22 protein-coding genes are annotated in these 23,482 nt (G+C 39.3%); 18 read left to right on the plus strand and 4 right to left on the minus strand.

What is annotated here, in order from left to right; translation table 11 throughout:
• Positions 1 to 4 precede the first annotated feature (4 nt).
• The 8 genes from mgtE to ACTQ45_RS11935 all read left to right on the plus strand — a co-directional run bounded on the left by mgtE (position 5) and on the right by ACTQ45_RS11935 (position 12,581).
• Positions 5 to 1,351, plus strand: a complete 1,347-nt coding sequence (mgtE, locus tag ACTQ45_RS11900; protein ID WP_441763852.1) for a magnesium transporter — start codon at positions 5 to 7, stop codon at positions 1,349 to 1,351.
• A 650-nt stretch (positions 1,352 to 2,001) separates the two neighbouring features.
• Positions 2,002 to 3,726, plus strand: coding sequence for a response regulator transcription factor (locus ACTQ45_RS11905; RefSeq protein WP_441763853.1), 1,725 nt, complete (start codon positions 2,002 to 2,004; stop codon positions 3,724 to 3,726).
• Positions 3,727 to 5,175, plus strand: coding sequence for a sensor histidine kinase (locus ACTQ45_RS11910; RefSeq protein WP_441763854.1), 1,449 nt, complete (start codon positions 3,727 to 3,729; stop codon positions 5,173 to 5,175).
• Between the two features lie 141 nt (positions 5,176 to 5,316).
• Positions 5,317 to 6,294, plus strand: a complete 978-nt coding sequence (locus ACTQ45_RS11915; RefSeq protein WP_441763855.1) for an ABC transporter substrate-binding protein — start codon at positions 5,317 to 5,319, stop codon at positions 6,292 to 6,294.
• Between the two features lie 81 nt (positions 6,295 to 6,375).
• Complete coding sequence (locus ACTQ45_RS11920; RefSeq protein ID WP_441763856.1) at positions 6,376 to 7,959, plus strand: sugar ABC transporter ATP-binding protein; 1,584 nt, start codon at positions 6,376 to 6,378, stop codon at positions 7,957 to 7,959.
• On the plus strand, positions 7,949 to 9,019 hold the full coding sequence (locus ACTQ45_RS11925; RefSeq protein ID WP_441763857.1) for an ABC transporter permease: 1,071 nt from the start codon (positions 7,949 to 7,951) through the stop codon (positions 9,017 to 9,019). Before ACTQ45_RS11920 ends, ACTQ45_RS11925 begins: the two co-directional genes overlap by 11 nt.
• A 1-nt stretch (position 9,020) precedes the next feature.
• Positions 9,021 to 10,040 (plus strand): ABC transporter permease subunit, encoded by a 1,020-nt coding sequence (locus ACTQ45_RS11930; protein WP_441763858.1) that lies wholly within the window; start codon positions 9,021 to 9,023, stop codon positions 10,038 to 10,040.
• Positions 10,041 to 11,387: 1,347 nt separating this feature from the next.
• Positions 11,388 to 12,581 carry an ATP-binding protein gene (locus ACTQ45_RS11935; RefSeq protein ID WP_441763859.1) on the plus strand — a complete coding sequence of 398 codons (1,194 nt, stop codon included), beginning with the start codon at positions 11,388 to 11,390 and terminating at the stop codon, positions 12,579 to 12,581.
• 164 nt (positions 12,582 to 12,745) lie between these two features.
• On the opposite strand, the gene ACTQ45_RS11940 is transcribed toward ACTQ45_RS11935, so the two are convergent.
• On the minus strand, positions 12,746 to 13,837 hold the full coding sequence (locus ACTQ45_RS11940) for an RtcB family protein (RefSeq protein WP_441763860.1): 1,092 nt from the start codon (positions 13,835 to 13,837) through the stop codon (positions 12,746 to 12,748).
• 188 nt (positions 13,838 to 14,025) lie between these two features.
• Here ACTQ45_RS11940 and ACTQ45_RS11945 point away from each other — a divergent pair, with 188 nt between their 5' ends.
• From ACTQ45_RS11945 to ACTQ45_RS11960, 4 genes are all read left to right on the plus strand, one after another.
• Positions 14,026 to 14,418: a YbgA family protein gene (locus ACTQ45_RS11945; RefSeq protein ID WP_441763861.1), complete on the plus strand. Its 393-nt coding sequence runs from the start codon at positions 14,026 to 14,028 to the stop codon at positions 14,416 to 14,418.
• Positions 14,418 to 14,780 (plus strand): TIGR02328 family protein, encoded by a 363-nt coding sequence (locus tag ACTQ45_RS11950; protein ID WP_441763862.1) that lies wholly within the window; start codon positions 14,418 to 14,420, stop codon positions 14,778 to 14,780. The genes ACTQ45_RS11945 and ACTQ45_RS11950 overlap by 1 nt, the downstream gene beginning before the upstream one ends.
• Positions 14,781 to 14,854: 74 nt before the next feature.
• Positions 14,855 to 14,986: a hypothetical protein gene (locus tag ACTQ45_RS11955; protein WP_441763863.1), complete on the plus strand. Its 132-nt coding sequence runs from the start codon at positions 14,855 to 14,857 to the stop codon at positions 14,984 to 14,986.
• A 3-nt stretch (positions 14,987 to 14,989) separates the two neighbouring features.
• Positions 14,990 to 15,604 (plus strand): SDR family oxidoreductase, encoded by a 615-nt coding sequence (locus tag ACTQ45_RS11960; RefSeq protein ID WP_441763864.1) that lies wholly within the window; start codon positions 14,990 to 14,992, stop codon positions 15,602 to 15,604.
• Between the two features lie 608 nt (positions 15,605 to 16,212).
• Here the strand turns inward: ACTQ45_RS11960 and ACTQ45_RS11965 are convergent.
• A complete protein-coding gene (locus ACTQ45_RS11965; protein ID WP_441763865.1) occupies positions 16,213 to 17,094 on the minus strand; it encodes a MurR/RpiR family transcriptional regulator in 882 nt (293 codons plus the stop codon).
• 166 nt (positions 17,095 to 17,260) lie between these two features.
• Here ACTQ45_RS11965 and ACTQ45_RS11970 point away from each other — a divergent pair, with 166 nt between their 5' ends.
• The gene (locus ACTQ45_RS11970) at positions 17,261 to 17,929 is read left to right on the plus strand and encodes an HAD family hydrolase (protein WP_441763866.1); all 669 of its coding nucleotides are present in this window, start codon (positions 17,261 to 17,263) and stop codon (positions 17,927 to 17,929) included.
• A gap of 114 nt (positions 17,930 to 18,043) precedes the next feature.
• Here the strand turns inward: ACTQ45_RS11970 and araD are convergent, their stop codons facing one another.
• Positions 18,044 to 18,760: an L-ribulose-5-phosphate 4-epimerase AraD gene (gene araD / locus ACTQ45_RS11975; RefSeq protein ID WP_441763867.1), complete on the minus strand. Its 717-nt coding sequence runs from the start codon at positions 18,758 to 18,760 to the stop codon at positions 18,044 to 18,046.
• The gene (locus tag ACTQ45_RS11980; RefSeq protein ID WP_441763868.1) at positions 18,747 to 19,607 is read right to left on the minus strand and encodes an L-ribulose-5-phosphate 3-epimerase; all 861 of its coding nucleotides are present in this window, start codon (positions 19,605 to 19,607) and stop codon (positions 18,747 to 18,749) included. The genes araD and ACTQ45_RS11980 overlap by 14 nt, the downstream gene beginning before the upstream one ends.
• A 299-nt stretch (positions 19,608 to 19,906) precedes the next feature.
• Between ACTQ45_RS11980 and ACTQ45_RS11985 the strand changes: the two genes are divergently transcribed.
• Genes ACTQ45_RS11985 through ACTQ45_RS12005 form a run of 5 tightly spaced genes read left to right on the plus strand, consistent with a single transcriptional unit; the run spans position 19,907 to position 23,481 of the window.
• Positions 19,907 to 20,668, plus strand: coding sequence for a PTS mannose/fructose/sorbose/N-acetylgalactosamine transporter subunit IIC (locus tag ACTQ45_RS11985; protein WP_441763869.1), 762 nt, complete (start codon positions 19,907 to 19,909; stop codon positions 20,666 to 20,668).
• Between the two features lie 24 nt (positions 20,669 to 20,692).
• On the plus strand, positions 20,693 to 21,547 hold the full coding sequence (locus tag ACTQ45_RS11990; RefSeq protein WP_441763870.1) for a PTS system mannose/fructose/sorbose family transporter subunit IID: 855 nt from the start codon (positions 20,693 to 20,695) through the stop codon (positions 21,545 to 21,547).
• Positions 21,548 to 21,605: 58 nt separating this feature from the next.
• Entirely contained in the window at positions 21,606 to 22,091 is a 486-nt protein-coding gene (locus ACTQ45_RS11995; protein WP_441763871.1) for a PTS system mannose/fructose/N-acetylgalactosamine-transporter subunit IIB, read from the plus strand.
• Positions 22,091 to 23,089 carry an NAD(P)-dependent oxidoreductase gene (locus tag ACTQ45_RS12000; protein WP_441763872.1) on the plus strand — a complete coding sequence of 333 codons (999 nt, stop codon included), beginning with the start codon at positions 22,091 to 22,093 and terminating at the stop codon, positions 23,087 to 23,089. The genes ACTQ45_RS11995 and ACTQ45_RS12000 overlap by 1 nt, the downstream gene beginning before the upstream one ends.
• Entirely contained in the window at positions 23,086 to 23,481 is a 396-nt protein-coding gene (locus ACTQ45_RS12005; protein ID WP_441763873.1) for a PTS sugar transporter subunit IIA, read from the plus strand. The genes ACTQ45_RS12000 and ACTQ45_RS12005 overlap by 4 nt, the downstream gene beginning before the upstream one ends.
• The last annotated feature ends 1 nt before the right edge of the window (position 23,482 follow it).

A 23,482-nucleotide genomic window follows, 5' to 3' on the forward strand; every position in this document is an offset into this window, starting at 1 on the left:
TGATATGATGAATTACGAAGCAATTTTCAAAGCAGCCAAACATAACGAGCGTCAAACATTCCGGGAGCTATTCTTCCGGTTACACGTAAAAGACCAAATGGATTTATTCCATGCGCTGTATCCCAAAAACAAACGTAAAATCGAAAATTTCTTATCGCCGAGTGAGTTTGCTAAATTATTCGAATGGATGACGCTGGACGAGCAGAGCGAGTTGTATGAAATTTTTACGGCGTCTTATATTAGCCAATTGTTGTCGCATATGGAAGGCGATAATGTGGTGAAGCTTTTGAATTATCTGCCAGATTCAGACTCAAACATACTGCTGGATTTATTGCCGGCAGAAAAGCGATATATAATAGAAGAGTTATTGGCATTCGAGCCGGAAACGGCTGGTTCAGTGATGAACAAAAGCTTCTTGGTAGGCAAAGTTGAAGATACGATTAAGGTAACGGCAGAACGTGTACGAGGACTCGCTCAAGAAGTAGAAATGGTGTATTATATTTATGTCATTGACCAGGCGGGAAAGCTTAATGGAGTGGTCTCTTTGCGTGATTTAATTTTACATGCACAAGAGCAAACGCTAGGCGAAGTGATGATGACACGCCTTGTGTCTGTGGATTCAAGCGCAGACCAAGAAGAAGCAACCAAATTGTTGCAAGACTATGACTTGGTGGCACTGCCTGTTATAAATACAGCGGGCAAGATGTTGGGGATTATTACGGTCGATGATGTGATGGATATTATTGTTGAAGAAACGACCGAAGACTTCAATGAATTTGCTGCGATTAGTAAATCTAAACAACCTGTCTCGTCTGAAGAAACGACCTGGAGTATCGCGCGAGCGCGATTACCTTGGATAATTATTCTGATTTTCTTGGGAATGATTAGTGCGACGCTTATTAATTCTTTTGAAGAAACGTTAAATGAAGTAGTCTTATTAGCTGCCTTTATTCCAATTATTATGGATTCAGCCGGTAATGTCGGCACGCAATCTTTAGCCGTAGCTGTGCGTAAGATTACCATCGGTGATAATCGTAAAGGTGAAAGTTTAGGCAAAGTCGTTTGGCAAGAATTCTTAGTCGGAGGAATTTTAGGTGCGGCAGCTGGCATGACGTTAAGTTTAGTTGTCGCGATTTTCTACGGCAATAGTTTATTGGCTGTTATTATCGGCGTTTCCCTATGGTTTACGTTGAGTATCTCAACAGTGGTGGGTTCGGTGATTCCGATTCTAATTAACAAGTTGAAAATCGATCCAGCCGTTGCTTCAGGTCCATTTATTACGACCATCAACGATACCTTTGGTTTGATGATATACTTTAGTATCGCCACTCGGTTGTTGCATTTATTATAAGCTTTGAGAGTAGTAGTGAGCGAGGGATTGAATCTTTAGTAAGATGTGTGGGATCTGTCATCAGTCGCTTTATTAGCAATCGAAAGTCTGTGGCTTTCACCAAGAATCGCTTGATAAGTAAGCCAGGGTCTTAGACTGTTTGCCTATCATTCATCATGAGCTTATCTTTTAAAAACAGATACACACGCACCCTTTATAGGCTTCGATGTCTTGTGGAAATGATAAGACATCAATAGATGATTACCGTGTAAGACTAATTCTGCCTGTCCTAATGATTAATAGACCTTTCATAAGAAGCACCCTCCAGACAATTGGAGGGTGCTTCTTTTTTTGGTGGTGGGATTTGGCGAAAAGATAAATAGTCGAACTAGGCGATGATCTTTAATGAAGAAGGTAGGCGTGTGTTGTTTTATTAGCATTCTTAATCTTCCGCCCGTTCATTCGTGTAGCTGCTAATCGTGTGGGAGGTGGAAGGCGCTGCGTTAAATTTCGGTTAGTTTAGGTGGAGCGGTTACTTATTTTCCCTAAAGGGGTGTTTTTTACTGGGGGTGAGTTCATTTCCTAAAACGCTTTCTTTTACCGTGTGAAAAGTTTATGATTAATGATAGAGTGTGTGCCTATTAGTTTATATAGATGAAGGGAAGAAGCGAATGTTTACAGTATTTATTGTAGAAGATGAGCAGTTGATTCGCGAGGGGATGCTGAAGTTGGTTGAGTGGCATCAGTTAGGGTTTGAGGTGATTGGGCAAGCGGCGGATGGTGAGTTGGCCTGGCCGATGATTCAGGACTTGCAGCCTGATATAGTGATTACGGATATTCGGATGCCTTTCATGGATGGTTTGTCTTTGAGTCGGATTATCAAGCAACATTATCCGAATACGAAAATTATTATCTTGAGTGGTTATGATGAGTTTGAGTATGCTCAAAAGGCGATTAATATTGGGGTTGAGCATTATGTGTTAAAGCCGATTACGAAGGCTCAGTTGACCGAGTTGTTGGTGAAAATTCGTGAGGAAAAATTAAAGATGGTGGAACGGGAGGCGTCGCTGGCTTTACTGCAGCAAGAAGCGTTCAATCAGAAGCGACGTGTATTCTTTGAGGAGTTGATGACGGGTTCAAAGGAAGTGTTCTCTTTGCTTGAGCAGGCCAATCATTTGCAGTTAGATGTGTTGAAAGATCATTATAAATTAGTGCTAATCATGATTCAACCGAAGGATCCGGGTGTTTTGGCTGGTTTTTCTTGGACTATTATTGAGCGGATTCGTCAAGAGATGATTGAGGCGTTGACGTTGATTCCGAATTTATTTGAGTATAAAAGTAGTAGTGAATTGACCGTGTTTTTGTTGGCGGCCAATGAAGAAATTCAAGCAAGGTCATTTGAGGCAGAGTTTAAAATTCTAAGTTTTTTCGAGCAAGAGTATGATGATTTAGTTTTTTTAATTGCGACGACGAATTCATTTGACCGTTTGAGCGAAGTGTCCGAGTATTATAATATCGGTCGCAACCGCTTATTGGAACAATGGTGGCGAATCAAGTCTCAGCAGATTAGTTATTCTTATAATCCCCCTAGAATTAATTCGGTCTTAAAAATTGAGAAGCCATCGAAAGACGTTGGCCTAGCGCAAGCGGTCTTGGTAGATGAAACTAAGGTGAGTGGTCAAGGTGACACAAGGGCAGGGGGGGAACCTGACTTAGATTATCTGTCTTTTGAGAACATACCATTAGAATGGACCGATTCTAAAGTGCTGAGCGAGTTTCTACTGGAAGGAAGGCTTGAGGAAATTCCTGCTTTTATCGAGCGGATTTTAAAAGATGTGTCCGAGACTCAATGGCAAAGCCGGGCGTTCGTTCAATACATGTTTTTGAGTACGTATATGGCGCTGCAAGTCTTTATCCAAGCATTGGATCACACTTTAGATGACGCGTTAGAACAATCGATTAAATTGCCGCTAGCTTTTGAACACGAACCGTCGAAAGAATTATTGGTTACTTATTTAAAAGAAGCCTTGAAGGATGCATTAGTAGCGCGTCATCAGCATAGGAAGAGTCGTTATTATGACGTAATTCAGGAAGCGAGTGCTTATATTTATCAACATTATGGTGAGGTTGATTTAAGGTTATCGGATATTGCGAACAGTGTGAATATTAGCCCAGCTCACTTTACGACGATTTTTAGTCAAGAAACAGGTAAGACGGTGACGGAATTTATGACGGAAGTCAGAATGGGGCAAGCAAGAATATTACTTAGAACGACTAATCAAACGCATTATGAAATTGCTTTGGCCGTCGGCTACCGTGATGTGAGTTATTTTAGTCGTTTATTCAAAAGATATCATAATGTCTCCCCAGGTAACTATCGTAAAGGGGTGATTTAAATGGCTGAAACATTTCAAGAAAAGCGCGTAAAATTTCAGCGTCAGGGTAAACGACGGTCTTTTAAAGAGCAACTAAATCGCTGGTCCTATTCGAGCCTATTAGTGTTTTCGGTCATGATGGCGATTTTATTGGTTATGATGATGTTTTTCAATCGTGAGTATCATGCTTCTTTACAGAATGCGAACGTAGCGGCCGAATTCAATAACGAGTTTAAGAATAAGCTTGATTTAGAAATGTATTATTATGTGGTCGGCGCTAGAGACTATCAAAGCCTGCCTCAAGAAGATATAGTGCAAGCTTCTGAAATTGTGGCCAGGCTACAAGAAACGACCACCGATTCGACTAACCAGTGGCGCTTGCAAAGCATGTTGAATTTGTTGAATCGCTTAGATGAAGTGATGATTGAGTTATCTGAGACCTCTGGCTATGATGAGCGCATGATTTCATTGGAGAATAACATTTATATTATTACCGATTTAATTGAAACTTATATGAATGATTATATATCGGATGAATTGCAAGTTTTAGCCAATATTCAAAAAGTCATCCAACAAAGAACCTTCTGGCTAGTTGGTTTGAGTATTCTGTCTTATTTACTTGTGATGTTTGCGCTCACTCGTTCAACCGTTCGCTTTACCAGTCGCATGGTCTCGCCGATTAAACAGTTGATTCATAAGACACAACAAGTCGGTTCGGGCGATTTCTCGAGTGCTCCGATTGAGACGGATAATGTGGAATTTAATGAGTTGGATCAAGGGGTCGATTTGATGAGCCAGCAACTAGAACAGCTGTTGCTTGATATGACACAAGAGCAGGAACTATTACGTAAAACGGAGTTTGAGTTGTTGCAGGCACAGATTAATCCACACTTTTTATATAATACGTTGGACTCAATTATTTGGCTCGCTGAAAGTAAGCAGAGTGAATTAGTCGTTCAAATGGTATCTAGTCTAGGCGAGTTCTTTCGAACGTCTTTAAGTAATGGCAAAGACATTATCACTTTAGAAACAGAAATGAAGCAAGTTGAGAGTTATTTGGAAATCCAAACAATACGTTATAACGATGTACTAGAGTATTCCATTGAATTGGATCCAGCATTATATCCTTATCAAATTCCTAAATTGACTTTACAGCCCTTAGTAGAGAATGCATTATATCATGGGATTAAACTCAAGCGTGGCAAAGGGCATATCCGCATTTCTGGTGAAGTTGATGAAGAGGAACAAATCGTTATTCGTGTTTGGGATAATGGCGTAGGGGTTAGTCAAAGTCAATTGGAAGACTTGGCTAGGAATGTGACGAGCGACGATGGCTTGAACCAATTAGGTTTGATGAATGTGCATCAACGGTTGCGGCTCTATTTTGACCGGGGGAGTGGTTTGTCTTTTCGTTCGGTTGAGGGTGAGTGGTTTGAGGTCCAGGTGCGTTTTCCAATGATAAGTCATTAATTTCGAAAGATTTTACCGATTGTGTGTCAGTGTAGAATAATAAGTCATGTTGTGGCAATGATTATTCATACTAATGTAAGCGTTTGAGTTGTATTATATAAATGAACAAGTCGTTCAACAATAAAAGCAAGGAGTGTTCATATGCAAAATATTGTCAAAAGATTTATGACCTTAGTCTCAGTCGTCCTTGGTTTATCATTCATTCTTGGTGCCTTTCCTGCTAGTGTTCATGCTGAAGATTTAATCGTTGTTGGTTTTTCTCAAGTAGGGGCTGAATCAGATTGGCGTACAGCCAATACTAAGTCGATGCAAGACACATTCGTTGAAGCGAATGGTTACCGTTTGATTTTTGATGACGCGCAACAGAAACAAGAGAATCAGATTACAGCGATTCGTAATTTTATTCAACAAGAAGTTGATTATATTGTTCTAGCGCCGGTTACGGAAACGGGTTGGGATACAGTTTTACAGGAAGCTCAAGATGCTGCCATTCCAGTGATTATTGTTGACCGTATGATTGATGTCTCGGATGACGCGCTGTTTACTGCTTGGGTTGGATCTGACTTTAAATTAGAAGGTGACAAAGCGGTTGAGTGGATGCTTGAAACTCAAGCGGAAGAATTGAAGATTGTTCATTTACAAGGAACAATTGGATCATCTGCTCAAATTGGTCGTTCTGAAGGGCTAGAAGAAGGTGTTGAAGCTAACGAAGGTTGGGAAATTATTGCTCAACAAACAGGCGAATTTACACAAGCTAAAGGTCAAGAAGTAATGGAAAGTATCTTGAAGCAACATGAAGAGATTAATGTCGTGTATGCAGAAAATGACAACATGGCTTTTGGTGCGATCGATGCGATTGAAGCAGCTGGTAAAACAGTTGGGGTTGATGGCGATATTGTGGTGATTTCCTTTGATGCAACTCGTGCGGGGCTTGATGCTACTTTAGAAGGTAAAATTAACTATAACGTGGAATGTAATCCGCTTCACGGGGTGCGTGTAGATGCCTTAATTCAACAGTTAGAAGCTGGCGAAGAAGTTGATAAGTTAGCTTATGTTGAAGAAATGACCTTTGATGCGACAACAATTACTCAAGACGATATTGACGCTCGCGAATATTAATATTAAATTTTTATCTAAATTTAATCTGGAGTGTCTGATATTTAGTCGGATGCTCCTTTGTTTATTATGAATCTGCGTTGAATGAAGCGAGTGTTTATGGCGTCGGTAGCTAGGGCAAGAAAAGTGGGTGGTTTTATGAAGGAAACGGTATTAAGAATGACTGGAATTGATAAAAACTTTCCAGGTGTCAAGGCGCTTAGTGGGGTAGAATTTGAACTGAAAAAAGGAGAAATTCATGCGTTAATGGGTGAGAATGGCGCTGGGAAATCAACGTTAATCAAAGTGTTAACAGGCGTCTACGAAAAAGATTCTGGTAATATTTATTTAAATGATGCGACGACGGCGGTTTCTTTCGATTCACCTAAAGCCGCTCAAACAAGTGGGATTCAAACTGTTTACCAGGAAATCAATTTACTGCCAAATTTAACCGTGGCGGAGAATTTATTTCTGGACCGTGAGCCTCGCAAGTGGGGCATGATTGATTGGAAGAAAATGAATGAGTTAGCAGCTGCCTTGTTAGAGAAATTGGATATTAAAATTGATGCGCAAAGGCAATTAAGTGATTGTTCGATTGGAATTCAGCAGATGATTGCGATCGCGCGGGCAGTGGATATGGATTGCGAAGTTTTGATTTTAGATGAGCCGACGTCGTCACTGGATGATGACGAAGTGAAAAAGTTATTTAACTTGATGTCTTCTTTGAAGGAACGAGGCGTAGGCATCGTTTTCGTCACGCATTTCTTGGAACAAGTCTATGAAATTTCAGATCGGATTACGGTCTTGAGAAATGGTAAGCTGGTCGGTGCTTATGAGACGAAGCGTTTACCACGTGCTGAATTAGTCGCGAAAATGATGGGTAAAAACTTTGATGATTTAGCAAAAATTAAAGAAGAAGGTCAAGCTGTTCAAGAGGAAATCAGTAGTCAAACCTTACTGCAAGCGACGGCTTTATATAGTACGGGATCGATTAAGCCTTTTGATTTAACGCTGCACCCGCATGAAGTGATTGGGATTACTGGCTTATTAGGGTCAGGCCGAAGTGAACTGGTACGAACAATCTTTGGAGCAGATTCGCAAGATGGTGGTCAGCTCTCAATCAAAGATCAAGCGGTGACGTTTAAAGCACCGATTCATGCGATGAAGTATGGGATTGCTTATCTGCCGGAAGACCGGAAGAAAGATGGAATATTCGAAGATTTATCCGTCCGCGAGAATATTATTATTGCACTTCAGACCAAGCGGGGCATGTTCAAGCAAATCAGTCGCAAAGAAACGGAAGAGTTTGCGGATCGTTATATTGAGTTGTTGAAAATTAAAACAGCCAATCGTGAAACACCGATTAAACAATTATCCGGTGGGAATCAACAGAAAGCCATTATCGGCCGTTGGTTATTGACGCAGCCAGAGTTATTGATTCTAGATGAACCGACACGAGGGATTGATGTAGGCACTAAGACCGAAATACAAAAGCTAATTATTGATTTGGCAGCCAAGGGGATGGCGATTATCTTTATTTCATCCGAAATAGAAGAAATGATCCGAACCTGTAGTCGTATGGTCGTAATGCGTGATGGTGCCAAAGTTGGCGAGTTGAGTGGCGGTCAATTAGACCAAGAAACGATTATTTGGACGATTGCGGGAGGGGAGAAGCAACATGGCAAATAGTAAAGAAGGCTTTAAGCTGAGCAAGCTGGCATCGCATCATTTATTTCTACCGATTCTGGCGTTAGTGCTGATGATGGTGATCAACTTTATCCTGTCACCGAGTTTCTTCTCGATTACGATCAATAATGGGGTGCTGTATGGCTCCTTAATTGATGTGATGAACCGAGCTTCCGAATTAATTATTCTAGCCATTGGAATGACCTTAGTTACGGCGGCTTCCGGTGGGCAAGATATTAGTGTCGGAGCAATTATGGCTGTGACCGCGGCAGTCGTTACTCAAATATTATCGGGTGGCGAAGTCTCTGTGTCGCAGTACCAAAATTCGATTGTATTAGCATTGACAGCTGGCTTGTTAGCTGGAATGTTATGTGGCGCCTTTAATGGTTTCTTAGTGGCAAAGATGAAAATTCAACCGATGGTCGCAACCTTGATTTTATATACAGCTGGTCGTGGGATTGCGCAACTGATTACACATGGACAGATTACTTATATCCGTGTAGATGCTTATAAGATTCCTGGTAACTATATTTCAGGAATACCGATTCCAACGCCGATTATTATCTCGACGGTCGTTGCGGTGATCGCCTTTGTTATTCTGAAGAAGACTGCCTTAGGATTATTTATTGCAGGGGTCGGAATGAACAGTAGTGCGGCTCGCTTAGTGGGTTTGAACGAAAGCCGAATTAAAATGATTGTGTTTGTGATTAATGGTTTTCTAGCAGGGATTGCAGGTTTTATTGCCTCAAGTCGTATCTATTCAGCTGATGCGAATAATATTGGACTAAATATTGAGATGGATGCAATTCTAGCCGTCGCTTTAGGTGGAAACTTATTAAGTGGTGGGAAGTTTAGTTTGATGGGGTCGATTATCGGAGCCTATACGATTCAAGCTTTAACGACCACTTTATATTCATTAAATGTTTCCGCTGACCGCTTACCAGTTTATAAGGCAATTGTTGTTTTAGTTATCGTCATCGCGCAAAGCGAGACCGTTCAAAAGACTGTCAAAGAATTGCTCGCTAGTCGTAAGAAATTGATTAAAGTTCAAGGGGAGGTTTAAGATGGAAAAGCAGAAGAAACTCAATGATTCGACCTTCCTCTTGATGATAACGATTCTATTATTCACTGTGATGTATGTAATGGGGATGTTTGTTTTTGCGGACAAAGGCTTTGCGAAACCCCAAATGTTCTTAAACTTATTTATCTCGAATGCCGGCTTGATTGTGATAGGGACTGGCTTGACTTTAGTCATGATAACCGGTGGGATTGATATTTCGGTAGGGTCTGTGACTGCATTAATCTCAATGGTTTCGGCTTATTTAATGGAAGTCTCCGGCTTAAGTGTGTATGTGGCTGTTTTTAGTTCCTTGCTGATTGGCTTGTTGTTCGGTTTACTGCATGGTTATTTAGTGGCTTACTTAAACATCCAACCCTTTATTGTAACTTTAGCTGGGATGTTTTTAGCCAGGGGATTGACTGCAGTGGTCAGTACAGAAATGATTGCGATCAAGAATGAAGTCTTTCTCTCTTGGGCCAATAACAAAATATATCTGCCATTCGGGACGGTCAATAAGAAAGGTGTTTACTTACCGGCTTATATCTACCCAACTGTAATTATTGCAATTTTGGTTGTTGTGCTTATTTTTCTAGTCTTACGTTATACAAGTTTCGGGCGTAAGCTTTATGCGATTGGTGGTAACCCACAGAGCGCCCTCATGATGGGAATCCGTGTCCAAAGAGTGAAGTTATTAACCTATACCTTATCAGGTCTTTTAACTGGTATTGGTGGTTTTCTATTCTGTCTGAATAGTGGGGCAGGTTTCGTAGAACAAGCGAAAGGTTTAGAGATGGACGCGATTTCTTCAGCCGTTATTGGTGGGACTTTGTTATCAGGTGGGATTGGTAATCCGATAGGCACTCTGTTTGGAGTTTTAATCAAAGGAACAATTTCAAGCTTGGTAACGACTCAAGGAACTCTATCGAGTTGGTGGGTTCGAATTATCTTATCGCTATTACTTTGTTTCTTTATTGTTTTACAGAGTGCGATTGCGATTAGAAAACGCAAGCGTAAGAAGATTTAGCGTGTTTAGTGGTCACGTGGTAGTTAGTAGAGCTCTTAGTGACCATAATTATATAATACCTGGGGACAGCTCATTATGGGCTGTCTTTTTTTAATGACGAGGGGATTTTAATAAAGGTAAGCCCGTGATATTGAGGTGTCTACTAGTAAAACGTCAAAAGACTAAACTATTAACTGGATAGTCTCAATTTTAATAGGGTACGCCATCTGCCTTGGTCTGACGAAGCTCAAGTAGCTTGTTGCCAATAACAAAGCAAATTACCCACTAACTAGCCTGGGAACTACCCTTTCGCTGCTACTGTATCATATCCATAAATAGTTCAATAGATACCTCACTATCAGGGACTTACCAAACACTACGTGTATCTGGCTGATTCGAAATCTCAGTCGGCTGGATAGACCAGCTATCTAGCCGACTCAAACTCCCAGTCGGTTGGATAGTCCAGCTATCTAGCCAACTCAAACTCCAGGCGGCTGGATAGACGTAAGCGCGCTATAGTTACGTGGCTTTTACACGACGTGGAATTAGAGCGGTTAACTCGAGAGCTTGCCTTATATCAGCTAGAGAGGATCGGCCTCTAGCCGATTCATAGTAATGGTTTGCTGAATTAGCATCCTATCTAAACGATCCGTCAAGAGAATCGGTTAGATTGAGATTTTTCTTACAAGTAACAGGCTGTGTCGTTTCCCTTTGGTCACCGACGATTCGATTAAAGCAGCGAGACTTAGAATCGTGCCGGGGTTGCTGCCGGCACACCTTACGGATCTCTTAAAGCTCGCAAAGCGTCAGCGTTCAGGTAGCTCAGAAAACAAAGCAATTTACGCACGAACTAGCCTGGAAAGTACTCTTTCGCTGCTAGTTTATCATGTCCATAAATAGTTGAATAGATACCTCACTATCACGGGCTTACAAATAAAGAATGATTTACCAAACTTCAGAATACTCACCTTTATTTTTAATTGTCTAATTGGTTGGTGAGCTGTATGGGGAAACTCGAGCTGGTTGTTTGTAAGAAGTGGCAGGTGGTGGCGTCTTCGGCCGAAAGTATGGGGGAGTAGCTAGGAAGGTAGAGTCGAGTCAGCTCTATGTGAAGAGTCGACCAGATTCTCCATTCAGCACAAGATTGCCCTTATGTAAATCGTCGGGAAGCTCTGGCGAGCGACACCTTTATCTTTCTTATGGCATATTTGGTGAGAAATCATGTGTGTCAACTTCAAGTATAGAGACAATCGGATTATATTTGAAGTTGAGTTCAAAATCCCGGATATTCACCTTGTATTTGAAGTTAACTTCAAATAGTGGTAAAATTCGTAGTGAATAGTAATGTATATTACAAGGAGTGAGAGTATGTTTCAAAGACCCTTTTATCTAAATCAACTGATACAATTCAAAGATTCTGATTTCATAAAAGTTATTACGGGAGTACGGCGTTCTGGAAAATCAGTCTTATTAATGCTTTATAGAGAATACTTACTAAAAGAGAATATATCGGAAGATCATATTATCTATATGAATTTTGAAAGTTATGACTATCAAACAATTACTACAGAAGAAAAATTTCGTGAAAAATTGAATACTTTACTTCCGAATGATAATAAAAAAATTTATCTGTTGTTTGATGAAATACAAGTTGTAGAAGGATGGCAGCGAGTTGTGAATGGCATTCGAGTAAGCTTTGATAGTGATATTATTATTACGGGTTCAAACGGTAAGATGTTATCAGGAGAGTTAGCAACACTTTTAAGTGGGCGTTATATTGAAATCCCAATTTATCCATTGTCATTCTCAGAATATTTAAGGGTAAAAGGAGTAGACAAAGAGTCTCGTAAAGTAGATGCTGCCTACCTTGAATATGAAAAATTTGGAGGATTTCCTAGTGTCGTCATAGCTGAGGAGACTATTAAAGATACTATTTTGTCTGGAATTTTTGATTCTATTGTATTGAATGATGTTGCATTTAGAGCGGGTGTAAAAGATTCAACTGTATTAAAAGCAATTATTAGCTTTTTATCTGATAACGTTGGTCAGTTAGTGAATACTTCAAAAATTGTTAACACTTTAAAAGGTGAAGGCGTTGAAAGTACAGTTCATACTGTAAATCGTTATTTAGATTTGCTTGAGAATGGTTTCTTATTTTATAGAGCAAAGCAATATGATATTCGTGGGCGAGAATATCTGCGAACCAATGGGAAATATTTCATAGTAGATTCAGGACTGAGAAGAAATGCAGTTGGCAGAAAAGACGGTAATTACAGTAACCGTTTAGAGAATATTGTTTTTATAGAGTTAATGAGAAGGGGATATACAGTAGATGTTGGAAGACTTGATAGTAAAGAAATTGATTTTATCGCAAGAAAACTAGATGAGACTCTTTATGTACAAGTGGCTTATGAAATCCCTGATAATACACATGAAACTGATAATCTTTTAAATATCAAGGACAACTATAAGAAGATGGTTGTAACAGGTCGCTATCATGATGTTGAACAAATAGATGGGATTCCAATCGTTTATATTGCTGATTGGTTGTTGGCGGAATAATCTACTGTCTACATCAGTGGAGCCGAATTATCAGATTTAACTTTAACTGGATTTGAATCTAGAATATGTTTACAATTACACCCCCGACACAAGCGCCGATATAATAGGCTTTGTCGGGGGTGTTTTAAGGATGGAGGTCGATTGATGATATTTATCAGTATCCTTTAAGCTTTAAAATTATAAATGGGTTTCAACATCTCGACCACGTCGATGGTTTCATGAATATTCTCCATAATATGTGAGAGAGATTTGTAAGCGTCAGGCGCTTCGTCGATCGTTTTCTGATTAACGGACGTGCTGTAGATACCTTCCATTTGTTGTTTAAAATCTTTGAGTAGGATGGCCTGTTTGGCTTCGGTACGAGACATTAAACGACCGGCACCGTGCGGGGCGCTATTGTTCCAATCTGGATTACCTAGGCCACGGCCAAGAATGGCGCCATCTCGCATATTGATTGGGATGATCACTAGCTGGCCGTCGCGTGCATCGGTCGCCCCTTTACGAAGGACGCCATCATCGCCAATGTAATTATGAACTGAATCAACGACGGATTCGAGTTGCCAGCCCATATGGCGTGCAATCTGCTCCAACATGGTCGAGCGATTAATTTTCGCATAACGTTGAGCGATGCGCATGTCGTTCAAGTAATCATCTAGCAGATCACCTTTTAAGTAGGCCAGCTCCTTTTGTTGAACTAGCTGGCCGGTTGTTTGTTCAGCAATCCGTTGATGATGGTTAGCGACTTGGAAACCTAAGCCTCTTGACCCCGAATGGACCATCAGGCCGTATCCCTCTTTCATTTGACTGACTTCGATAAAGTGATTGCCTCCACCAAGTGATCCGACGGATTGGCGAATGCGATTCACATTCTTTGGCTTAAAGGTTAATTCATCTAGAGCAATGTCCGTTTTTACCGGCTTGAAATTTACGCCTGCTCCATGTGGGACATGACGTTTGATGACCTCGTCGAGACGCTTAAGTTCTTGTTTGCTTAATGGGGTCCGAGTTGATAGTTGGGCTAAGTGGATGCCGCAGCCAATATCAACCCCTACTAGGTTCGGGCAGATTTGACCACCACTAATCGTCATGGTGGTGCCAATAACGGCCCCTTTTCCGGCGTGTGTATCGGGCATGATGACTACCTGTTCGCCTTTGGTGAAAGGTTCGTTCAGAAAGCCACGGATTTGTTCGCGCGTTTGAGGATCAAGAGTATTGGTCATCACTCGCGCTGTATTGTATTTACCTTCAATGTTCATTTCGTCGCTCCTTTCCCAAATGTTGAATAGGTGGGTATAAGGTCATTATAGCTGAAATTATGGGTGAATGAAGGGAATAGCTTGGTTAATGGAACTGATAGGAGTTAAATCGTTAATATTCTGGCCAAAATATGTTTATTGCTTGAACTGCGATAATATATTATAATAACTTATCGAGTGATAAAGGGGTGCGGGTTACTGTGGAAAGAAAAGCGTGTGAGCGGCTATGGGCCACAAACAAATATTTGGTATTGAGTCATTCACATAAAATCTACTTGAAAATACGAGAGTACTTAAAACGAGACGTAGTAGAAGTGGCAGTTGTTGAAAGGTTGATACAAGAAGCTGTGTCTTTGGAAGAAAATCGTTTAGCGGTAGTCAACGCCTATCAGCACATCTGGGGTTATTTTAAAAAGTATACGACCGATGACGAAAAGGCGAGCTTTTTAAAGTTATTAGCAGATTATCAAAAGGATGTCATTGTCAAGGAAACGGTCTTAATGTATCTGTCGGATTTGTTGACGAAGTATCCGAATGCGTACTTGGAGCAGGCGAGTATATTTAAAGGGAGGAAGCGTTGATGAGACTTTGGCATGAGGGCTTGATCGAAGGGTTGCCTAGGCAGCAGTTGTTGGGGCAACACCGCGAATGTTGTGCCTTACGTGGCGATGGTTGGGGGCGCAAGCATGAGACCGTTAATTATGTATTTGATTACTCGCCTTATAAATTGTTCCAGTATCATCAATTGATCATGGATGATATGAAGCGTCGGGGCTATAATGTGTCTGTGGAATGGCTCGATGTTAATTACCGGGGCAAGCAGTGTGCGGCGTATTCTGAGTTGGAAGCAGTCCCTTTGACTGAGCCGATTTACCCAGAGCATGATGGGGCGTATTTAAAAGAATGTGTCGAAAACTTAGCAGACAAGGGCATCTTTATATAGTGGGCAATTTTCGAGGACAGACGGAACCGAAAGGGGCTAGCTGTTCTTATTTCGTGTGGAGCTGTGTTATACTTGTGTGTAATAAATGCGGTTACGATTTCAGTAGACTATGGGGGAATATCATGGATAAAAAGGTTGTCGTTATTACAGGTGCGGGGACGGGTTTAGGTGCATCCTTAGTCAAGCGTTTTGCGGATTTAGGGTAGCATGTGTGTTTAATCGGGCGCCGTGAGAGTGCCTTGAAGGAAGTAGTAAATAAGTTTGAATTGGCGAAATTTTCTGTTTATTCCTTGGATGTCTCCAAGCGTGGACAGGTATCTGAGGTATTTAGCGAAATCTTAGCAGCGCATGGGCACGTTGATGTGCTGGTGAATAATGCGGGTGTCGGCTATTTCGCCAAAGCAGAATTGATTACGGATGAGCAGATTGATCAGATGATTGATATTAATCTGAAAGGCACGATTTATTGTGCGCAGGAAGTCATTCCATCAATGCGCGAGCGCGATAGCGGCACTATTTTGAATGTGATTTCGACGGCAGGCCTGGAAGGAAAAGCGACCGAAGCCGTTTATTGTGCCAGCAAGTTTGGGGTACGTGGTTTCACGGAGAGTCTGTTAGTTGAATTGGGCGATAGCAATGTGCGCGTTATGGGTGCTTACATGGGCGGCATGAAGACAGATTTCTGGGACGGAATTTATGAACGTGATTCAATTGGGCATTTGATGGATCCGGAAGATGTCGCAGATATTCTAATGGCGAATGTGATGACGCGAACGAATTTGAATGTCGATCAAGTTGTGATTAAGAATCGAATTGTGGGCTGATGGCTGTGTATTGGAGTATAGCATGGCGAGAGAGACGGAATACTCTGTAAACGATAAGACTTAGAGAATTGAGTAAAGAGTTATTAATAGATGGAGTAAAAGACAGCAAGTTATTCTCTAATGAGCATGATTTGCTGTTTTTTTGTTGGGACATTTTTATTCATCAATTTGCTCCGTAGTGTATTTTATTAATATTCAATAAGCCATTATTTGGACAGATTAGAATTTGAAATCAGATATCTTCGAAATTATGGCTATCAATTTTTATTTTACTATCGCTATTAATTCATAGTTTAGGATTACGAAGTAATACTCAGATAACAACCAATGAATATATGATGCAGTGTTTGTTGATGACGACGGAAAAAATGAATTTCAGAAGATATACTCTATTAGATGATGCGCATTCATGTTGAATTTCGGTTGAATTACGGACTAATTAAACAGAAGTAATTTATAAGAATGAATGTGCAGATTATTGATAACTCCTTTGGAAAAAATCGTATATATTATGAAAAGATTGAAATAAGCGCATAGTCTAGTGACTTGAGTAGAATGAAAATAATAGTGTCTGTGAGTTAATCAGACACTATTTCATATGGGTAACTTTATTTAGTTTTATCTGTTCTTGTGACTGCTAAAGCATCTCTAAGCTGATCGAATGAAGCTTGATTGTTAATTTCGTCTTTATACATAATTGCTGTATGGATGATATCCATCACAGTTAGATAAAGAATTCTTGAAGAGAGACTCTCTGAACGAAATTTAGATTCTTCAGAAATAACAATTAAACTTTCGTCAGAATACTTAACTAATTCACTACCAGGATTTCCTGTTAATGTAATGAGCGTTGCTTCACTTTTTTTCACCTGTTTTGCTAAGTTAATTGTTTCAATTGTGTATCCAGAATGCGAGAATAAGAATACAGCATCGGTTTTCTTTAATTTAGTACTGTAGCCTAATTGTAAGTGGTAATCTACTATGTAGCTACAGTTGTATTTAGATCTCAGAAATTTATGGAATGAATCATAAGCAACAATTGAAGATCCACCTTGACCATAAAAATGAATGTTTTCCACATTCGATAACAAGTCAATCACATGTGTTAGTTTCTCTCGATCCAAAGTAACCTTTAAAGTATCAAGAGAAATTTTGTTGAAATTAATTATTTTATCTGCTATTTCACTCGGAGTATCATGAGTGGTTATGTCAGAATAAATGTTAATAGAGTTTTCAGAGTCAACGTTATCGTTCATTTCAATGTTGGTTGCTAAAGTAATTTTAAAATCTTGAAAACCTTCAAAGCCTAATTTTTTTACGAAATTAAAAATTGTTGTTTGCGAAATCCCAGTTTCATCTGAGAGGTTAGCAATTGTTTTATTAATTAACTCTTCGTTTAATTTTAGAAAATAATCAGCAAGTTTTTTATCTGTTTTGCTTAAAAGATGTAAATTGTTACGAATTAGCAACTTTAAGAATCCTTTTTTCATGCAATCCACCTCCGAAGTTAAGTATACTACGTTTAATAAAAAAAGTAATTAAAAAAGTTTTATTTAATTCGGTATAAATAAAATAATGTTTTGATTAAGTGGAATTACCTGTTATACTTTTGATAAAATCGAAGTGTTTTATAATAAATAGAAGGTGTGATGTTAAATGAAGTTTGGCAATTGCATTAGCCATGTGATTTTTGATATGGATGGAACTATTGTAGATTCAGATCCTATTTACGAAGATGGATGGCGTTATGCTTTTAAGAATTATAATATTAAACTAGAAGATGAAGTGATCGAAGGTTGGGGTGGACTTAGCGTTGACAATTCAACAGCTGCTTTAGCTAATATTGTTGGCAACTATGAAATAGCTTTAGAGTTGAGACAAATAAGAGAAAGCTATTTTTATGATCAGCTAGAGAAAAACTCTTTAAAATTGATGCCATTCGTTATTGAGTTGTTCGAGCTTTTGAAAAAAAAAGATATCACGATTAGTTTAGCCACCTCAACTCATGAAGAAAAAGGCTTAAAGGTCCTGCATAAATTAAATATAGATCATTATTTTACAAGCAAAATATTTGGAGACCAAGTGATAGAATCAAAACCGCATCCTGATATTTATCTTAAGACACAGAAGATACTGAATGCAAATGAGAGTAATACTCTAGTTATTGAGGATAGCTTGACAGGAGTTTCCGCTGCATTGAAAGCAGGATTGCCTGTCATCATGGTCCCTTACAGAACCCTTTTAAAACCAGAGGAATTAATCGGTGAGAAAGTACTATTGAAAGAAAATTTAGGCGAGGTTTTAGATTGGTTTAACACAAAGTGAAAAATAAAAAAGTACCAGGTAACCTGAAATTAGAAAAGCCCCCAAAACCATTTGAAATTACATGGTATTAGGGGCTTTTTATTTAGTTATAGGGATTTCTAAATTTAAGAAAACTTACTTCCCTTGTCCGTAATACGCATTATCCCCATGTTTACGGTAGTAATGTTTATCCAGAATGTATTGAGGCAGCAGATTATCTTTGACTGTTAGTTCAGTATTGCGGGCCATTAAACACACTTGATCCAACACTAAACTGTTCTCAATGGCTTTTGCCACGGATGGTCCCCAAGTAAACGGACCATGCCCATTGACTAAAACACCAGGGACGGCATTCTCGTCAATTTGACGTTGAGTAAAGGTTTCGACAATCACTTTACCCGTGTGGACTTCATAGGCTTCTTCTACTTCTTTTTGAGTTAACTGTCTAGTGTTTGGAACCGGTCCATAAAAGGTGTCCGCATGTGTGGTGCCATAAACCGGTAAATCAATTCCAGATTGTGCCCAAGAGACCGCATTATTACTATGCGTATGGACCACGGACTGAATCTCGTCAAACGCTTTGTAAAGTTCAACGTGAGTGGCTAAGTCTGAAGAGGGGTTCAAACTCCCTTCATCCAGCTTATGACCGTCTAAATCTGTAATTACCATGTCTTCAGCGGTCATGACTTCATAATCCACGCCACTCGGTTTAATCACTATCACCCCTAGTTCGCGGTTAATCTCACTGACATTGCCCCAAGTTAACGTCACAAGCCCCCACTTAGGTAATTGTAAATTTCCTTTATAGACACGTTCTTTCATTTCTTGAATCATTGGATTATTCTGGCTCATAGCCTGCCTCCTTTAAAATGGGATAAATAAAGTTTTTTGCTTCTGTAATGGCTTGTTGCGGATTCGCTTGCGTTTCACTCCACATTTCAATCATAAAGGCGCCCTCGTAGCCTAAGCGTTTGAGTGATTTAAAAGCAGCCAGGAAGTTTACATCCCCTTCACCCCAAGGCACTTCTTTAAATTTACCTGGGAAATCCTCCGTCACGTTCATTGTGTCTTTGACATGCACGGCCACAATGTTTTCTAAGCCAGTTTCTAATTCAAATCCTAAATCATTCTCTGGCCAAGCTGAGATATTTCCGATATCTGGGTAAGCTTGTAACCACGGTGACGGAATTTGTTGTTTAATCGCTTTAAATTTGGTTAACGAGTTAATAAACGGATCATCCATAATTTCAATCGATAACATGACTTGTTTCGATGCTGCCATCGCCGTGGCTTTAATTAGATTTTCGATAAAGTATTCACGAGATAAATCCGTTTTTTCTTCATAATAGACATCATAACCGGCTAATTGGATATTCCGAATACCCAAATCAGAGGCTAAGTCGATGGCTTTAGCCATTAACTCTAAGGCTGTTGCTCTTACCATGGCATCACTCGACCCAAAGGGGAATCTTCGATGGGCACTTAGACAAATCGAATAGATTTTGACACCCGTCTCATAAATAGCCTCGACGATTTCTTTTCGTTCGTCCTTTGTCCAGTCGAGCCGTGCAATTCTATCATCCGTTTCATCAATTGACATCTCCACAAACTGGAAACCCAGTTCTTTTGCGAGCGTTAATCGCTCAAACCAACTAATATTTTTTGGTAGCGCTTTTTCATAAATTCCGATTGTTGTCACTGTTTTGACCTCCTGAAAATTTCATTTTAAAACAATTAGTAAAATCATTTGACTTCACTTTATTTCATTATAGCTATTGACAAGTGAAAACACAATGATATAATAAAAATTAGTTATTAAATGTTTTTAGAAAAAAACTTTTTTTTAAAAAGGTATTGGTTTTCGTCGGGAATAAATTGGAGAGGAGATGTTTCTTTTTAAAAATGGAATGTAAGGGGTATCATGGTGTTGGTTTTCGCGAGTTTTGGTTTTTATGAAAAGTCGAATTATAAATCATATATATAATAGGAGAGTGTATCATGACAGTATTTCAAGCACTTGCAATAGCGATATGGGTATCGCTAGTACAAGGTCGTTTCTGGGGAGGTGCAATTACATTGCACTGGCGATTCTCACCACTAATTACTAGTTTGGTTTGTGGAATCGTATTAGGAGATATTCCAACAGCGGTCATTACTGGGGCAACTATTCAATTAATTACGATGGGTCAAGTAGCGCCAGGTGGACAAATGCCAACTGAGCCAAACATTGCTGCGGCAATTGCAGTTCCTTTGACAATTATGAGTGGCTTGTCACCTGAAGCGGCAGTAGCCGTTGCAGTTCCAGTAGGGATCTTAGGTGGATATTTATATCAATTGAAACAATTTGGTAACTCATTCCCGTTGAGATATTTAGAAAAAGTAGCTTACAGTGGTGACGAAAGAAAACTTACTTTTGCGACTTTTGTAGTTCCTCAATTTGTTTCACTACTTGTTCATGGACCAATCATTTTTATCGCACTTTATTTTGGAGCTGACATTGTAGCTGGTTATGTTCAAGGTTTAGAAGGTGGTACATTCTTCCACGTTCTAGAAACTGTTGGTGGGGCACTTGGAGCTGTCGGAATTGCATTATTGTTACGTATCATTGGTCGTAAAGAATATATCTGGTTCTTCTTCATTGCGTATTTCTTAAGATTTATGCTTGCACCTTTAGGTATATCTACTGTTACATGGGCAGTTATCGGTGTGTTAATTGCAGGTGTCTATGCATTAATCGTGACTGAAGCTAAAAAAGCATAACCTAACCAAATAGGAGGAATCAAGATGGAAAATTCAGCTGAAAATATAGAAAAAAAATTATTGACGAATAAAGATTTAACGAAGATGTTTACTAGATGGTGGTTGTCACATGAAACGATGAGAACTTATGAGCGTGGAATCGGTCCAGCGTTCTTCTTCGGTATGTATCCCTCTTTGAAGAAAATTTATGGGGATGATCAAGAACAATTTTTAGAAGCTAAAACACGAGCATTAAACTTCTTCAACGGACAATTCTCATGGTGTGCTTCCATTTTAGGTATTTCAGCTTCTTTAGAAGAAGAGCGAAAAAGAGAATTAGATGCCGGTGGTGAAGTGACGATTACTGGCGAGGTAATCGAAAATACTAAAGTAGCTTTGTTTGGTCCTTTAGCAGGAATCGGGGATTCGATAACTAACGGAACTTTACATTACATTTTCATTTCTCTGTTTTTACCTTTGGCACTGACTGGTAATTGGCTAGGAGCCGTATTGCCAGGAATAATTTTCATTGCATATACTTACGCTGAAGGGTTGTTCTTTACTAGATTAGGGTATAACTTAGGACGTCAAGCCGCAGTAGAATTACTTGGTGGCGGTATGATGAATACCTATGTAAATTCCTTGTCATTATTAGGGGTATTTATGACGGGTATCATCGGATCTTCATTCGTGAAATTAAGTTCATCATGGGTTATTGCTATAGAGGGGAACACGTGGTCAATTCAAGACATCTTAAACGGTATCTTGCCTGGACTTTTACCTCTGGCGGTTATTATGGGCGTTTATTTCTACTTTGATAAAAAAGGGTTAAAACCATTACAAGCAATTGGTTGGGTGACGTTAATTGTTGGTGGATTAGCATGGATTGGAGTTTTATAAAATGGAATAAAATTCAATGTAATTTATAACATACTAAATAAATATTAGGAGTGACATTATGGTACAAGCTAAATTTGCACGAGTAGATGGAAGATTAATTCACGGACAAGTAGCAACTGGATGGTCTAATAGTGTAGGTATCAACAATATTTATATTGTTGATAACCCTACAGCTAAAGATGATTTTATGAAGATGATTTATACGAATCTACAAAAGACTTATTCATTTGGCATTAAAGTTTTTACAGTTGATGAAGTTGTGAAAGAATGGAATGAAACAGAATTCGGTAAAGATAAAGTAATGCTGTTGTTCAAGGATGTTGAACATGCTTATGAAACCCGAAATGCTGGCGTTCCGTTTGATGTACTAAACATGGGTGGGTCTCCAAAAACAAAGGATAATAAATTTGTAGCGGATTCGGTTGCCTTGACTGAAGAGCAACTAAATAAACTGAATACCTTAGCCAGTGAACATGGGATGGAAATCTTTTTTCAAACAATGCCTAGTTCAGGTAAAAAGAAATTGAGCGAGGTGAAATATTAATGTCACAGAATAAAATTGCTATAATAAATTCGAAAAGTTTTGGTAGATATTTTCCAGAACAAATAGAAAGACTTGAAGCAGTTGGTGGCGTTGATTTTTATCGAGATATCGATCCTAACATAGGGGCAATAGAATTAGCTGAATTACTTCAACAATACGAATACTTAATTCCAAGCGTGACACCTAAATTTCCTAGAGAGTTTTTCGAGAATTCACCAAATTTAAAAATGATCAGCCGTCATGGTCTGGGCTTTAATAATATTGATATTGAAGCTGCAACAGAACATGGTGTCTATGTAACGAAAATTATTGGTGACTATGAACGAGACACTGTAGCGGAATTATCCGTTGCATTTATTATGGGTTTAATTCGTCATGTGGTACCTGCTGATCGAGCTCTGAAAACTGATAACTGGGGTAAGAAAGCTGACTTCTATGGAACAGAACTACATGCAATGACTGTCGGAATTATTGGGTTAGGAAATATTGGTAGTCGAGTGTCTGAGATTGTTCACAATGGTTTTGGGTCTGAGGTTATTGCATATGATCCAAATGTATCATATGAAAAAATGAAAGCTCATGGGGCAATCAAAGTTGAATTGAATGAATTGCTTAAACAATCAGATATTATATCCTTAAACGCTGCAATAACAGAATCTTCATTCAACATTCTAGGTGAACAAGAATTTGCGAAAATGAAAGATGGCATCATGATTGCAAACACTGCTCGTGGTGAGCTTGTTGTTGAAAATGAATTAGCGGATGCACTAAGAAGCGGCAAGGTGAAGTCCTATGCAACGGATGTATTTGCGACTGAACCAATTACTGCAGATAATCCGTTAAAAGATTTTGAATTCAATATTTTGACACCTCATATCGGAGCTTACACGGACCTTAGCTTGAAAGCTATGGGTGACAAATGTGTTGAAGATGTAGAATTAGTCGTAGCAGGCAAAAAACCAATTGAAATAATAAACAAGGAGGTAGTGCCAAGATGATTGGGATCCAAGTCGTAACCCATGGGAAAATGAGTGCTGGTTTAATTGATTCAGCTGACATGATTATTGGTGATACAGAAAATGTTGTTTCGAATGAATTAAAACGCGCACAAGGTATTGAAGAGTTTCGTGATGAAGTGAGAGAAACAACGGAAAGTGTCATGTCTGAAGATGGCGTGCTAATATTCGTGGATATGTTTGGTGCATCTCCATACAACACGACATTGATTAATTCGAGAGATATCGTATCAGACAAATACAAAGTGATTGCAGGAGTGAATTTACCATTATTAATTGAAGCAATAGCCAACAGAGGTTCAATGGACCTAGATCAATTATATAAACATGTTCTTGAGTCAGCAAAACAGTCAATTTCTGGATGGGAAAAATAAC

Origin of the sequence: Fundicoccus sp. Sow4_D5, assembly GCF_052116365.1 — a bacterium.
In the GTDB taxonomy this organism is placed as follows: Bacteria; Bacillota; Bacilli; order Lactobacillales; family Aerococcaceae; genus Fundicoccus.

What these genes read in the sequence shown, in the direction of transcription:
- mgtE (WP_441763852.1), top strand. Translation starts at nt 5, where the DNA reads ATGATGAATTACGAAGCAATTTTCAAAGCAGCCAAACATAACGAGCGT.
- ACTQ45_RS11905 (WP_441763853.1), top strand. Translation starts at nt 2,002, where the DNA reads ATGTTTACAGTATTTATTGTAGAAGATGAGCAGTTGATTCGCGAGGGG.
- ACTQ45_RS11910 (WP_441763854.1), top strand. Translation starts at nt 3,727, where the DNA reads ATGGCTGAAACATTTCAAGAAAAGCGCGTAAAATTTCAGCGTCAGGGT.
- ACTQ45_RS11915 (WP_441763855.1), top strand. Translation starts at nt 5,317, where the DNA reads ATGCAAAATATTGTCAAAAGATTTATGACCTTAGTCTCAGTCGTCCTT.
- ACTQ45_RS11920 (WP_441763856.1), top strand. Translation starts at nt 6,376, where the DNA reads ATGAAGCGAGTGTTTATGGCGTCGGTAGCTAGGGCAAGAAAAGTGGGT.
- ACTQ45_RS11925 (WP_441763857.1), top strand. Translation starts at nt 7,949, where the DNA reads ATGGCAAATAGTAAAGAAGGCTTTAAGCTGAGCAAGCTGGCATCGCAT.
- ACTQ45_RS11930 (WP_441763858.1), top strand. Translation starts at nt 9,021, where the DNA reads ATGGAAAAGCAGAAGAAACTCAATGATTCGACCTTCCTCTTGATGATA.
- ACTQ45_RS11935 (WP_441763859.1), top strand. Translation starts at nt 11,388, where the DNA reads ATGTTTCAAAGACCCTTTTATCTAAATCAACTGATACAATTCAAAGAT.
- ACTQ45_RS11940 (WP_441763860.1), bottom strand. Translation starts at nt 13,837, where the DNA reads ATGAACATTGAAGGTAAATACAATACAGCGCGAGTGATGACCAATACT.
- ACTQ45_RS11950 (WP_441763862.1), top strand. Translation starts at nt 14,418, where the DNA reads ATGAGACTTTGGCATGAGGGCTTGATCGAAGGGTTGCCTAGGCAGCAG.
- ACTQ45_RS11965 (WP_441763865.1), bottom strand. Translation starts at nt 17,094, where the DNA reads ATGAAAAAAGGATTCTTAAAGTTGCTAATTCGTAACAATTTACATCTT.
- ACTQ45_RS11970 (WP_441763866.1), top strand. Translation starts at nt 17,261, where the DNA reads ATGAAGTTTGGCAATTGCATTAGCCATGTGATTTTTGATATGGATGGA.
- araD (WP_441763867.1), bottom strand. Translation starts at nt 18,760, where the DNA reads ATGAGCCAGAATAATCCAATGATTCAAGAAATGAAAGAACGTGTCTAT.
- ACTQ45_RS11985 (WP_441763869.1), top strand. Translation starts at nt 19,907, where the DNA reads ATGACAGTATTTCAAGCACTTGCAATAGCGATATGGGTATCGCTAGTA.
- ACTQ45_RS11990 (WP_441763870.1), top strand. Translation starts at nt 20,693, where the DNA reads ATGGAAAATTCAGCTGAAAATATAGAAAAAAAATTATTGACGAATAAA.
- ACTQ45_RS11995 (WP_441763871.1), top strand. Translation starts at nt 21,606, where the DNA reads ATGGTACAAGCTAAATTTGCACGAGTAGATGGAAGATTAATTCACGGA.
- ACTQ45_RS12000 (WP_441763872.1), top strand. Translation starts at nt 22,091, where the DNA reads ATGTCACAGAATAAAATTGCTATAATAAATTCGAAAAGTTTTGGTAGA.
- ACTQ45_RS12005 (WP_441763873.1), top strand. Translation starts at nt 23,086, where the DNA reads ATGATTGGGATCCAAGTCGTAACCCATGGGAAAATGAGTGCTGGTTTA.